The sequence below is a fragment of the Syntrophomonas wolfei subsp. wolfei str. Goettingen G311 genome (assembly GCF_000014725.1).
GTDB lineage: Bacteria > Bacillota > Syntrophomonadia > Syntrophomonadales > Syntrophomonadaceae > Syntrophomonas > Syntrophomonas wolfei.
In genome coordinates, this window is sequence record NC_008346.1 from 1,593,675 (window position 1) to 1,607,387 (window position 13,713).

General features: G+C 44.3%; 11 protein-coding genes and 1 pseudogene. 5 read left to right on the top strand and 7 right to left on the bottom strand.

What is annotated here, in order from left to right; translation table 11 throughout:
* Nucleotides 1-100: 100 nt before the first annotated feature.
* The 3 genes from SWOL_RS13570 to SWOL_RS14330 all read right to left on the bottom strand — a co-directional run bounded on the left by SWOL_RS13570 (nt 101) and on the right by SWOL_RS14330 (nt 6,766).
* Nucleotides 101-3,193, bottom strand: a complete 3,093-nt coding sequence (locus SWOL_RS13570) for an NHL domain-containing protein (protein WP_011640784.1) — start codon at nt 3,191-3,193, stop codon at nt 101-103.
* Between the two features lie 97 nt (nt 3,194-3,290).
* Nucleotides 3,291-6,449, bottom strand: coding sequence for a leucine-rich repeat protein (locus SWOL_RS13575; protein ID WP_011640785.1), 3,159 nt, complete (start codon nt 6,447-6,449; stop codon nt 3,291-3,293).
* Nucleotides 6,450-6,610: 161 nt separating this feature from the next.
* Entirely contained in the window at nt 6,611-6,766 is a 156-nt protein-coding gene (locus SWOL_RS14330) for a response regulator (RefSeq protein ID WP_155814165.1), read from the bottom strand.
* Between the two features lie 706 nt (nt 6,767-7,472).
* Between SWOL_RS14330 and SWOL_RS07150 the strand changes: the two genes are divergently transcribed.
* Nucleotides 7,473-9,269, top strand: coding sequence for a DUF4153 domain-containing protein (locus SWOL_RS07150; RefSeq protein WP_011640786.1), 1,797 nt, complete (start codon nt 7,473-7,475; stop codon nt 9,267-9,269).
* Nucleotides 9,270-9,363: 94 nt separating this feature from the next.
* Here the strand turns inward: SWOL_RS07150 and aroF are convergent, their stop codons facing one another.
* Nucleotides 9,364-10,020, bottom strand: a complete 657-nt coding sequence (gene aroF, locus SWOL_RS07155; protein WP_423218535.1) for a 3-deoxy-7-phosphoheptulonate synthase — start codon at nt 10,018-10,020, stop codon at nt 9,364-9,366.
* Nucleotides 9,927-10,187 (bottom strand): hypothetical protein, encoded by a 261-nt coding sequence (locus SWOL_RS15300; protein WP_423218525.1) that lies wholly within the window; start codon nt 10,185-10,187, stop codon nt 9,927-9,929. The genes aroF and SWOL_RS15300 overlap by 94 nt, the downstream gene beginning before the upstream one ends.
* A gap of 182 nt (nt 10,188-10,369) precedes the next feature.
* On the opposite strand from SWOL_RS15300, the gene SWOL_RS07160 reads away from it, so the two are divergent.
* The 4 genes and pseudogenes from SWOL_RS07160 to SWOL_RS13995 all read left to right on the top strand — a co-directional run bounded on the left by SWOL_RS07160 (nt 10,370) and on the right by SWOL_RS13995 (nt 12,720).
* A complete protein-coding gene (locus tag SWOL_RS07160; protein WP_011640788.1) occupies nt 10,370-10,747 on the top strand; it encodes a GntR family transcriptional regulator in 378 nt (125 codons plus the stop codon).
* Entirely contained in the window at nt 10,748-11,614 is an 867-nt protein-coding gene (locus SWOL_RS07165; protein WP_011640789.1) for an ABC transporter ATP-binding protein, read from the top strand.
* Nucleotides 11,607-12,272: an ABC-2 transporter permease gene (locus SWOL_RS07170; RefSeq protein WP_011640790.1), complete on the top strand. Its 666-nt coding sequence runs from the start codon at nt 11,607-11,609 to the stop codon at nt 12,270-12,272. The genes SWOL_RS07165 and SWOL_RS07170 overlap by 8 nt, the downstream gene beginning before the upstream one ends.
* 159 nt (nt 12,273-12,431) lie before the next feature.
* Nucleotides 12,432-12,720 (top strand): annotated as a pseudogene (locus tag SWOL_RS13995) (transposase).
* A gap of 129 nt (nt 12,721-12,849) precedes the next feature.
* Here the strand turns inward: SWOL_RS13995 and SWOL_RS07180 are convergent.
* Both SWOL_RS07180 and SWOL_RS07185 read right to left on the bottom strand, forming a co-directional pair.
* Nucleotides 12,850-13,095, bottom strand: coding sequence for a hypothetical protein (locus tag SWOL_RS07180; protein WP_011640792.1), 246 nt, complete (start codon nt 13,093-13,095; stop codon nt 12,850-12,852).
* Nucleotides 13,092-13,616, bottom strand: a complete 525-nt coding sequence (locus tag SWOL_RS07185) for a GNAT family N-acetyltransferase (protein ID WP_011640793.1) — start codon at nt 13,614-13,616, stop codon at nt 13,092-13,094. The genes SWOL_RS07180 and SWOL_RS07185 overlap by 4 nt, the downstream gene beginning before the upstream one ends.
* Between the last annotated feature and the right edge of the window lie 97 nt (nt 13,617-13,713).

Consider the following 13,713-nt stretch of genomic DNA (forward strand, 5'->3'; position numbering starts at 1 on the left):
CTGAACCGTATTGAAAACTGCCCTCAAAACGATATCCTAATTTTACTTCTATTGAACTTGGGATACACCCGATTAACCACAAATGCATGTTTAAACTTATTTACATAGTTATTGTGAACATCATCCTTATTCCACTCAGCAGCTCCTGTCCTCCCTGGGATTTTACCTTACTACTTATAAAAAGGTAATAGCTGCCCTCCGGCTGCCAGCCGTTAGAAGGAGGCATAACCTTGACCTGGCAGAGGTTACCCTCCAGGATTACCGATATGTCATCGACCTTATTGCTCCCCGCCTCATCAGTAGTAACATAAATATTGTTATCCAGGCTTCTCGGATCAACCTCTTTGCTAAAAGCGATAGTCCAGAAATCGTGACTGCCTTTTTGGGTGGTTGCAGTCCAATTCGTCCAGGTTTCGGTTGTCCCATCGGTAATGGTGATGGTCAAAACCTGGCTTGCACCCGAACTGAATACAAAGGTAAGAGTGGTTGTACCTACCGTTAGGGAAGCAAGATAATCTTTCTGAATAGTTACCGTATTCCCATTTACATTGTAATCTTTGCCCTGTATAAGAGCTGTTTCGCCATTGGTGATTCGCAAAAGTTCATTGCCGTTGAGCGTCATGGTGGTTGAAACATCCGCCTGGGCTGAGATCCTTTTATCAAAATTACCCGTCGTGGGGCTAATAGTGCTATTTTGCTGTGCCGCCAAAACGACTTTACGTATGGAATGGTCAAAGTAATCGGCAATAAACAAATTCCCGCTGTTATCAAGGGCTACTCCAACGGGATTCCTTAATTGGGCGGAGGTTGCCGGTCCCCCATCTCCGAAATGACCACTGGTCCCATTTCCGGCAAAGGTGCTTATCATTCCGGAATGATCAACTTTGCGGATACAGTTGTTGTTGCTGTCTGCTATATACATATTACCGCTGCTGTCAAAGGTTATTCCATTAGGATTGTTTAATTGGGCAGAAGTTGCGAGTCCCCCGTCTCCGGAATAGCCGCCGTCATTTCCATAGCGATCACCGCTGTTACCATTTCCGGCTACGGTGCTTATTACGCCATTGGGATCCACCATCCTTATGCGATGGTTGTAAGTATCTGCTATGTACATATTTCCACGGTTGTCAAAGCTTAATCCGTTGGGATTATTTAGCTGAGCTGAGGTGGCCGGTCCCCCATCTCCGGAATAGCCATATGTACCGTTTCCGGCTGCAGTGCTTATTATCCCCAGAGTATCCACTTTGCGTATGCAGTGGTTATTGGAATCCGCAATATACATATTCCCACTGGCATCAAAAGCCACTCCATACGGATAATTCAATTGGGCCGAGGTAGCGGATCCTCCGTCCCCAGAATAACCGCTTTTATATGAGCCTGTGAGTACACCATTTCCAGCTACCGTACTTATTATCCCCGCAGGGTCCACCTTTCTTATGCGGTGGTTAAAAATATCTGCTATATACATATTCCCATTACTGTCAAACGCCACCCCGTAAGGACAGGTTATTTTGGCAGCTATAGCCGATCCCCCATCTCCGGAATATCCGGATGTCCCGTTTCCGGCTACAGTAGTTATTATACCTGCCGAATCGATTTTTCTTACCCTCCGGTTGGAAGCATCGGCAATATATAGATTGCCGTTACCGTCAAAAGCCAGTCCGTGGGGATAATTTAAAAGGGCCGAAGCAGCTAAACCACCATCTCCCGAGTATCCCGCAGTACCATTGCCTGCCACTGTGCTTATTATCCCGGTGTTCTGGGTCAGCGTTAATCTGAAAGTCTGGGTGACCGCCATACCCAAACTGTCAGTTACGGTAACATTCGCGTTGGAGGTTCCTATACCTGCAGGTGTACCGCTTATGACACCAGTCTGGGAATCAATACTGAGCCCCTCCGGCAGACCAGTGGCCCTCCAGGTGTAAGGCGCGGTCCCGCCACTGGCTAAAAGGGATGAACTGTAATGCTCTCCGATAAACCCCGCGGTAAGGCTGCCGGTTGTAATAGCCAATAGCGTAGCATCCCGGTTGGAGTGGAATATGGTGCCACCCCCGCCTACAGCTACAAAGGTATTATGGCCGCAAGCCACCCCGGAAAGCGAATAGTTGGCCCTTGGCATTCTCTCCGTCCAGTTTAAACCGTCAGCTGAAGTAACGATCGTTTGCGTATTGCCACTCCCCACCGCTACGAAATTATTGTTGCCATAGGTTATGTCTTCCAACCAACAACCTTCAGCCGAACAATCCTTCCATATTACTCCATCTGTCGAGCTAAATATTTTAGCAATTTGAATTATTGCTACGCCATCGGGATCTTGATAATATCCGACAGCCATGAAGATATTATTACCATAAGTCACTCCATAAAAAATGTTGTTTGTCATTGTTGTCCGTTCTGTCCAGATAATTCCATCTGGAGAGGTAAGAATCTTCCCGCTGTCACCTACAGCCACAAAAAGATCTTTTCCTTTGGTTACGGCAGTCAGGTTTTGGGAGGTGCCTGATGTCCTGTTAGTCCAGTATACGCCATCAGGCGAGGTCAGAACCATTCCGGCATCACCTACCGCAACAAAGGTGTTATTACCATAAGCTACACCGTAAAGCTTGCTCACAATTCCCGAAGTACGACTGGTCCAGCTGACGCCATCCACCGAGGTAAGAATCGTCCCGCCGTCACCCACTACCACGAAGGTATTGTTGCAATAGCCTACTCCATAAAGGTCCATAGCGATCCCGGGCCCTACACTGCACCAGTTCATTCCGTTTGATGAGCTAACTATGGTACCGGACTTTCCTACCGCTATAAAGGTGTCGTTCCCATAAGCAACCGCATTGAAATCTATATCTCTTGACTGCGAAGAATTGCACGGTTCCCAGGTGGCAAGCGGATCGGTTCCGGCAGTCCGTACCATCCGGATATTGGAGAGCTCTGAAAAACCTACCCCATCTGTTATGAATCCAGAAAAGAGACTACCATCAGAACTGACCGCAGCAGTAGAACCATCCCCGGTAGCAGCAGCCCAAATATTCGATGGCAGGGTGAGCAAGAATACCATTACCAAAATACTGCAAATATTCAACCTTCGATTTTGAAAACAAACCCTTTTAATATCCATTTCCCTCTTACCCTTTCTTATTTTTCCATTCAGGCGAAAACTCACCCCTTCCGAATCAATTATCCAGTAAAATTCCATTACCTGAATAATACCCCGTAAACGCTTTCTGCACTTTTTTGTTTTTCCCTTCTTTTCGGCAATATTAAATATCTTATTAGCATCCCCCGCAACCATCTTATTTTACGGTTATCTCCCAGGTTGCCTTTTTGTTATAGTACCTTACAGAAATTGTAGTCTTGCCGGGTTTATGCCCGGTAATTATCCCTTTATACACCGTAGCTACAGTTGGATCTGCAGAAAACCAGCGGGCTTGCTCACTCTGCGCCACCGGAATTACCTGTCTGGGGGTGCCGAGCAGGTATTTCCACTCCCATTTTGCTTTATGTAGCATAGTGAGTGACAGGCGGTTGTCGTTTTCACCAACCTTGAATACATTGTTGCCCCCGATCTTCAAGTCATTTCCCAAAACCACCTTGCCGTCTTTGATTTTGTTCCAGTCGACTATAAAAGCCAGTACCGCACCAACCTCGTTTATTGGTCTTAAGGGTTGCGTTATCCACCAGCTGCAATCCTTGGTATATACGGCAATGCTTATATCCTTGATCAGAGCATTTAGATCCTGAAGGAATTTACTGGCATCTACCAAGCGGTTGGTTTTGCCAAACAGGTCATTATATGTTGAAAGAATCGAATCGGTCCCCCATATAGGCTGAGCATTATGCCTCCAGTCTGCATATGAATATGCTTTATCCATCTCTTCGGCAATAAAGTGATCTTCGGGCAGTTGCTTCAAGTAAGCGACATCATCCTCAATACGGTCTACCAGACTATTGAGACCGTAACAAAATGAAACCATGTCCTTTATCAGGAAAATATTATCCAAGGCTCCCTGCATTTTGTGTGCAGCTTCCAAAGATTGATTGGCGGTATTATTCCCAGTAATAATAAATTGCATTTTCAATGGGCTGTTCAGGTTTTTACCACTTTGGGATTGCACCTTGTTACTGATATATAAAAAATAACTTTGGCCCGGTAGGTACCCTGCTGCCGGTGCTTTTACACTAATAGTGCAATTATCACTACCCATGCCAACCTCAACCGGGCACCGTTTCCCCTCCTGGTCTTTAACAAATACGAAATCGTCGTTTACCGTATCTATTTTTAAGGGGGCATTGAATTTAACCTGCCAGGTCTTATCACTGGCTACGCCGGTTTGAGTATACCAGCCTGTGGTGTTCAGTGTTGCCGCATCAGAAGTGAATTGCTCAACATTGGGCAAGCTCTCAACAACGCTGTAGTCTGCTATTTGATTACCGGCAAGATAGATGGTTGATACGGTATTAAGACTGCTCAAAGCTTCAATATTATTGATCCGGTTATTTGACAGGTTAATACTACTGAGTTTGGTCAAGTTACTTAACGGTCTGAGATCCGTTATCTGGTTGGATGAAAGATCGAGCTCAGATATATTGTTCAGCGTTTGCAGTGGATTGATATCGCTGACCATGTTGCCGGATATATTAAGGCTTTGCAAAACAGAAAGGTCTTGCAAGGGGGTCAGATCATTAATCTGGTTGTTTGAAATCTCCAGAGAGCTTAATTGCTTCAGGCTTTGCAACCCTTCAATGCTTGTGATTTTATTATTGGAAATATTGAGTTCGGTCAAATTACCGAGTTTACCCAGCTCATTTATCAGATTATTTGGGTCGTTCACAACATAAAGGTGCCGGATGTTATCAGCGGTTACTGCTGTTTCCCCCAGTTTATTATTTTTTAAATTTAATGAAAGCAACTTGGACAGGTTTCCAAGTATGCCGTCCAGCTGTGTTGTTATATCGTTAAAGGCCAGTGACAACTCTTCTAAATTAACCAGGTATTGCAGTGGACTAAAATCTTTTAATTTAACCTCGTCCAGGTCCAGCCATTGTAGCTGGGTGAGTTCTTGTAAAGGGCTGATATCTGTAATGAGGTTGTCCCAAGCATACAGACCTTTAAGGTTCTTAAGATTCTGGATTCCCTCCAGGCTGGTGATTCCCCGGCTAAATATGGACAACTCATAAATGCTTTCAACATCGGTTTCGATTATTGGGCCTTCGGGTTTGTTTATTTCTTCCCTAACAACTGCTTCAAGATTAGGATCAGTAAAGGTAATGACTGAATTGATTTGGAATGTTCTATTATATTTTGTGGCATAGTCTTTTGCTTTAGATGGGTCAAAGCCAATAATCTTTGTTCCAGCGGGAATTGTATCGGGACTATCATATATTTCTGTTGTTGCTGATTCAAATGTCATACTAGTTAAGGCTGTACACCAATAAAAAGCCCCTTCGCCGATACTTGTTACCCTTTGAGGAATGGTTATACTGGTCAAGCCTGTGCAAACACGAAAAGCCTGTCTACCGATACTCGTTATTTCTGGAGGAATAGTTATGCTGGTTAGGGCTGAACAACTTTCAAAAGCATATTGGCCAATACTTGTTACTCTTTGCGGAAGGTCTATATCGGTTAACTCCGTACAATAGGAGAAAGCTGAATCGCTTATCGTATTCACATTTGGGGGAATAGTTATACTTTTTAAGCCTCTGCAACTGTAAAAAGCATAGGGACCGATACTGATAACTCCCTGTGGTATGTTTATACTGGTCAAGCCTGAACAATAAGAAAAAGCACCGTAGCCGATACTGGTTACTTCTGGCGGAATATTGATACTTGACCGGGCACCAGGACATGCTACTAAAATAGTCTTTGCTTTATTAAAAAGCACACCGTCTAAACTTGTGTATTCCGAATTATTTATATCTACATTGATGCTGTTCAAGCATCTGCAACCGAAAAAAGCACCATCACCTATACTCATTACGCTTTTTGGAATGGTTATACTTTTTAAACCTGAACAAAGCGAAAAAGCTGTTTGTTCTATACTTGTTACTCCTTGCGGTATAGTTATACTGGTTAAGCCCGAACAAAGCAAAAATGCCGTTCGACCGATACTCGTTACACTTTGCGGAATGGTTATACTAGTTAAGTTTGAGCACCTTTCAAAAGCATTCTGGCCTATACTCGTTACTCCCTGTGGTATGGTTACACTGGTTAAGCTGTAGCAACACTGAAAAGCATATTGGCCTATATTTGTTACAGTAGCTCCACCCAATGTACTTGGTATGGTAACATCTCCTCCAGATCCGGAGTAATTCGTAATCGTGGCTTTGCCATCTGTTACAGTATAGGAATAATCCTCCTCCTGTGCCGCTCCTGCCTGACTGCTGCAACATAATAAAATAACTATTATCAATGTACTAAAAATAGTTTTTTTGCAATTCTTAAGTATTAACATTAAATATCCTTCTTTCATACTCTTTGTCTCAATACTTGAGCAAACATTGGCACAACTTCCTTGCAAATCTCCGAACCTATCCACCTGTCCCCATCTGAATTTTGTCCACTTACCCAGGTATGTATATGGTAAAATGCATGCGGCAGGTTTGTTTTAGAGCTTTAATACAAAATAGAATTCTTCCTGTTTTTCATCGCTGGTTTTGGCCCCTGGCCATGGAGATGGGGCTCAAACTGCAAAAACTCACTGAGGACAGCAGTAAAATCATTAACCGCCACTCCTTCCAATCCCCATTTTTGGATATTTTCTAATAACAATCTCCCTTAACTTGGGGTCATCTTCCACGACCCATGATTTTAAACATTGCTATCCTCCTGTTTTTAAGCATGTTGAAAACGGGCTAACTCAGTTGATTTTATTGTATCATTGATTTTTCAGTCCACTAAGATATAGAATATTGATTATACGCAAAAATGTTATAAATATGCATTAGCTTGCATAAATATACCGCTCAGCATCCTTAAAAGCAACCGTAGGGAGCATCAGGAGTGCCCCCAGGGTGCGTTTTTAATAGCGACCGGCCCGTTTCTAGCTTACAAAAATGTAAGAATCTCTCGCGTTTTGTTAGCTACTTAAATGGAACCGCCGTCTTGAACTATGTCATTATAGTAAGGAGAGAAATCCGGACGGGAGGTTACTATTTATCTCCGCTTTTGTGGCGAGATGGAGGTTAAAATGAATGAGTGGGAGCACGGCTATTATCTGACATATGCTATTGAATACCAAGGGTGAATACCAGGTTGTTATGCATTCGGATTTTGCTATGTAATTCAGGACGCTCACCTTTTGCTGCGAGGAATTATTATACATATCATTTTTTTATTCATATATGCTGGGGTAGGTTGTAAATTCAGACAATGGCATTGGTCTTAATAAATTTGTCACTGTCTATCTTTGCCATTCAAAAAGAAACAACGAATATAGTAATATTGAATTGTATTTAAATTAGGAGGCAAAGATAACATGAAACGTTTTAGCAAAGCGATCCTCAAGCTTATTCAGGGACTATCCAAAGCAGTTTTACGTTTTCCGTTAACCATATTCTTTTTGATTTGTTGTACCACCTTGACCTGTTACATGATTTCTCTGCATAAAAGCCCCGATTTAATCGTTCAAAAGCTGATGTTTGTCTTTCTGCTGGGGTCTTTCATAGGGGTTAGCGCCCAGTTTGCCTGTGAACGTTTTCCACGCCTGGCCAGGCTGCGTTGGGCGCTATATGCATTATCCGCCCTCCTTACCCTGGGCTATTATTTTATCATTTCCCCGGCACCAACCATAGATTATGGGGTAGGCGCCCGGACATCGGTGGCGGTAATCTCCATGTTTTGTGCTTTCATCTGGTTACCATCTTACCAGGGTAAATTTGATTTTAACAGCGTAGCCTTGATTCACTTTAAATCGGCCTTAACATCGATTCTCTATGCTGGAGTACTTGCGGCTGGCCTGGCATCGATTATTGGGGCTGTCGATATCCTGCTCTTTAGAATTAACAGTGATGCTTATGGCTATATGATGGCCATCGTTTGGATTCTTTTCGCAACCACTTATTATCTTTCACTCCTACCCCGTTTCAATTCGGAAACGGAATTCGATCAGACTTATGCCCAGGAGGCGAGCCAGTGCCCTAACTTTCTGGAGATACTGATTTCCTACATAGCTGTTCCATTGGTTGCTGGGTATACGCTGGTTCTGCTGGCTTACTTCGTCAAAATCGGGATTACCATGAACTGGCCCTCCGGTCAGCTGGGACCAATGATTTTGGCTTATTCTGCCGCCGGACTCATCATTTATATTCTAGCCAGCGGGCTGGAAAACCGCTTTGCTGTCCTTTATCAGCGTATCTTCCCCAAGGTATTAATCCCCATTGTAGTTATGCAGCTTATTTCCGTATATATACGACTAAGTGCTTATGGTGTCACGGAATCCCGCTACTATATTGCTTTGTTTGGTATTTTTTCTATTGTAATTGGTATAGTACTATCCTTTACGCCGGTCAAGAAAAATGGTCTCATTGCCCTCCTGGCAGCGGGTTTTGCTATATTTTCGATTCTTCCGCCGGTGGATGCTTTCACAGTATCACGTAATAGCCAGATAAGCCGGTTAGAAAACTACCTGCAGACAGAGGGCGTATTAGTGAATGGAAAGATTAACCCTGAGACTGACGCTGATATGACCTTACGACTGGAGACCACCAGTATCTTAAACTACCTGGAAAGGCGAGGCTATCTTAAAGAGGTTGCCTGGCTTCCGGCTGATTTTGAAACCAGTAGAGATATGGAGAAAACCCTGGGTTTTGAGCCCGCTTATAAATATCTTGGGGACAACCAGAACAACTTCTTCGCCCATTTAGATATGCAGAAACCAATTAACATTGAGGGCTATGATGTTCTGCTCCAGGCCGGCACTTACAGAGGGATGGACCCTAAAGAAATCATGACTTATAACTTTGAGGTGCACGGAGTCTCATATAAACTCATACTTGACCCCGTGTCAACAAAGGAAACCCGGGTATCAGTTCAGAATGCTGCGGGTGATAAACTGATATCCACCGGTTTATATGATTTTGCTGTTTCTATTACCGGTATCAGTAACCGTCCCAAGGAAGCTCTGGATGCTGAAGATTTGACCCTGGATGTTGAAAATAAGAACTGTAAAATGCGAATTATCTTCCAGAATATCGGCATAACCTATGGTAGCGGCGGAGACGCTGGGGCTGATTACAACATGTTTATCCTGATTTCAGTTCCGGCTCAAAGGTAACCACAAGAGTAAGATGGGAAGATTAAGGAAAGTATAAACCCCGACCTAAGGTCGGGGTTAAATAATACTGGTATTTTTAAGCTTTGATGAAATCTTAGAAGTTCTTTACCAGCCGGGAAATCCGGATTACTTGTTCATACATCTTCAGGAAATTATCCGGGGTCAAAGACTGCTTGCCATCGGACAGAGCCTGGTCTGGATCCGGGTGAACTTCCACCATCAGGCCATCCGCCCCTGCGGCTATGGCCGCGCGGGCTACGGGAGTAACCATTTTCCATTTCCCGGTGGCGTGACTGGGATCCACAAGCACAGGCAAATGGGAAAGCTCCTTGAGCAGGGCCACTGCCCCTATGTCAACGGTGTTGCGCAAATAGCTTTCAAAGGTTCTGATTCCCCGTTCACATAAAATTACATTGGGGTTTCCCCCGTCCAGAACATATTCCGCCGCCAGTAGCCACTCCTCTATAGTTGCAGACAATCCACGTTTGAGCAGGATAGGTTTTTGCAATTTTCCCAGCTCTTCCAGCAGGGAATAGTTTTGCATGTTTCTGCTCCCCACCTGCAAAATATCAATATTATCATCAAAAAGCTCCAGATCCCGGACATCCATTATCTCTGTCACCAGGGGCAGCCCCGTAATACGGCGAGCTTCCAGCATTATTTCCAGGCCTTGCCGACCCAGGCCCTTAAAGGAATACGGTGAGGTGCGGGGTTTAAACCGCCGCGCAAGGCATGAGCCCCGGCCTCCCAGAGAAAGCGGGCAATCTGCAGGTAGCCTTCTTCGCTTTCCACCGCACATGGTCCGGCAATTATCGTACAATAGCCCTCACCGATGAGTAAAGGTTCTACTCCGGTATCTATCTTAATGTGGGTATAGCTTCCTTTTTTGTCCCATGAAGCCAGTTTATACGGTTTCATTGCATCATCTCCAGCTATATTGTACAACAAAGAAGATAAAAACGCTTAATCAGTTTCGGGAAAATCTTAATATTAATATTTATCCAGGCTAACACAAAACGATTTAATTCTTGACAAATGGATTATCAGATTATACTGTATATATATGCTATATACAGTTTGCACTGCAGGAGTGATTATAATTGAACATTGTAATTTCCAATCGCTCGGAGGAACCGATTTATAATCAAATTTACCAGCAATTGCGGGGGGCTATTGTACGGGAAGAACTGAAGGCCGGGGAGCCCCTGCCATCCATTCGCAGCCTGGCCCGCGACCTGCAGGTCAGTGTCATTACCACCAGGCGGGCCTATGAGGAGTTGGAGCGGGACGGCTACATTGAAACCGTGGCCGGCAAGGGATCTTTTGTGGCCCCGCAGAATACCGAATTGCTACGGGAAAAGCGGGTAAACCTGATCGAGGAAAAACTGGGGGCAATGATACAGGAAGCCCGCAGTCTGGGACTCAGCTTGCAGGAGCTGCAGCGTATCGTGGAGCTATTGTACGAGGAGGATTTGTAGATGGAAAATGTTCTGGAGATTAAAGGACTCAGCAAAAACCTGGGGAGCTTTCGCCTGGATAAAGTCAGCTTTTCTCTACCCCAGGGATACATCATGGGTTTTATCGGTCCCAATGGAGCAGGGAAAACCACCACCATCAAACTGTTGATGAACCTGATGCACCGTGACGGCGGGGATATTCGGGTATTTGGCCTGGATAACCGTCGCTATGAAAAGGAAATAAAACAGCGCATCGCTTTTGTATATGACGAAAGCTATTATTATGAGGATTTGAGCCTGCAAGACAACCGCCGTATAGTGGCCCGTTTTTACCGGGATTGGGATGAGAAAGCCTTTCAGCGGCGTTTACGGGACTTTGACCTGCCGCCCCGCAAAAAGTTGAAAAACCTCTCCCGCGGTATGCGCACCAAATTCGGCCTGGCCATAGCCCTCTCCCATACTGCAGAGTTCCTTATTATGGATGAGCCTACTTCCGGGCTGGATCCGGTATTTCGCAGCGAGTTGATGGATATCCTGCAGCAATTGCTGGTGGAAGAAAACAAAAGCGTGCTGTTCTCCACCCATATCACTACTGATTTGGAACGGGTAGCAGATTATATCTGTTTTATCAACCAGGGTCGAATCGTACTCTGCCAAAGTAAAGACGAAATACTGCAGGGACATGTGCTGGTAAAAGGGGCTTTGGAACGGCTGAGCCCGGAGGCGGAAAGAATGTTTATCGGCTTGCGCAAGAATCACTACAGCTTTGAGGGTTTAAGTGCCGATCCCCGGGGTATACGCCAGTTTTTCGGCGATGGGGTGTTGCTGGAGTCGCCGGGTCTGGATGATATCATGGTCTTTTATGTAAGGGGGAATCATCATGTTTAAACTGCTATTGAAGGATTTGCTGGTTTTAAAAAATTCGATTATTTGGGCCATGACCTACCTGCTGGCCATTATCATTATTTTCTCCATGGTTCCACCATTTGATAAATTTATATACATTATGGCTGGTTACGGTACTAGCTATATCCTGATCATGGGAGCCTTGATGGCGGAATTTAAAAATAATTCTGACATATTCTTGAACAGTTTGCCGGTCAAAAGGCAAGAAATTATACTTTCCAAATATCTGAGCGCCCTGGCCCTGACCTTGCTGGCCCTGGCTGTGGCCGCTATCCTGGGACTCATAATAAATTTACTGCCCCTGCCCCTATCCATACGACTAATGAGCGGGATGGATGCAGCTATTGTTTTGCTGATGGCGGCATTAACTCTGACGATTGCTATGCCGGTAAACCTGATATTCAGCAACCAGGCAGCCCGGGTGTCCACGGTTATGCTTTTCATGCTGCTGTTCTTTGCTCCAGCTTGGATTAAAGATTTTATTATGGACAATCACCAGGCCGAATGGGCACAAGTCCTGATTAATACGGCAGTTTCCCAGCCTGCAGTCTTGCTGGCAACAGTTGCCGGCCTGCTGCTGCTCCTGCTGGCCTTGTCGCTTATTATCTCCCTGCGCTGGTATGAAGCCAAGGATTTCTAAATATTTTCTATATCCCTACCGAGAACCAAATAATTAAATAGAATCTGTCCTTTTATATTCCATCGATGCTTCGCTTATCTCTTTTACTGTTTTATCTTTCCAAAGGTCCTTCTGCCATTTGGTATAATGGATACGGTTCAAGTAGTTTTGGAAGCCTAGATGGATGAACATCTGGGCTATGAAAAACACCGTGTTAAAGGCAATAATTCCGGTAATAGCCACAACGGCTACAGTAAGAAATCTATTAAGACTAATTATGGGGTTACAGAGCTTGATATTCCAAGGGATGTCTACCCGGGACATCGAGGAACATCTGCGGGCTATTTATGGTATCGATGTTTCCCCTAGCCTAGTCAGCCAGATAACAGACAGAATAATGCCTTATGTAAGCGAATGGCAATCAAGACCCCCATATTTCATGCTTTGCGTGATTTGCGTAGCTCAATAAATTTGAATTGACCTGTTTTCCTTTAACAGTGAATATCTAAGTGGGATAAGGGACCTATCCTCCTGTCCCTTTTAGAGGATAATGAAGCAGGAGATGCAGTTGAAACTGGTATCTATAGACCTACAGCCATTAAATGGCCAGGGAAGCACCGGCAATAAGGTTAAACTCGATTGCATACATCGTTTCCAGGTTGCTATCCAGAATAGTCCTGGTAAGGCGGGTCATTTTGTATCCGACACTGCCGATAAAAAAGGCCAGCATAAGCGTAACCAGAATACCTATTATACCGGGTATAGCTTTTTTCAGTCCGCCCTGAATCAGGCTGTTACGCATAGCCAACAAATCATATTTTAATATTAAAGCAGCTTCCCTCACTTTATTCCTCCAACATTTGCAACCTTGATGTCTGGCCATCCATAGGCGGTTATCTGATATGCAAAACCTTCCATTTCAAGGAGTTTGCTTTGCACCGGCTTACCACCGTGTTTTTCATAAAATTTCCGGTAGGGACTAGCAGAGAGAGCCCAAAGCACTAACGAATTAATGCCTGTATTATCCAGCTTTTTCAAAATGGAGAGGAAAAGGGCACTGCCAACGCCTTTACTTTGGTAATCCTGATTGATATAGATGGCATATAGTTCGCCTTGATACATAGGGTTTGATTCCCTTTCAGGACCGGCGGCAGCAAATCCAATAATATTTTGAGTGTTGTCTTCAGCCACATAAACATAACATTCGTGAAAGGGATATTGCCTCCAGCCCTTTTCCCGCTCTTCATAAGATAAACTATTCAGATAATTGTCATCAATAATACCACGGTAAGCTGTTTTCCAGGTATCAACCGCAACTCTGGCAATCGCCGATGCATCCTCAACGGAAGCTTCCCTAATCCTCATTTGTAAAATCACGCTCCAGCTATTTCGATTTACCGTCCACTATTGCTAATACATTTTATAAGTGATGCGTCTTATTAATCGTCCTTTCCGAATAATC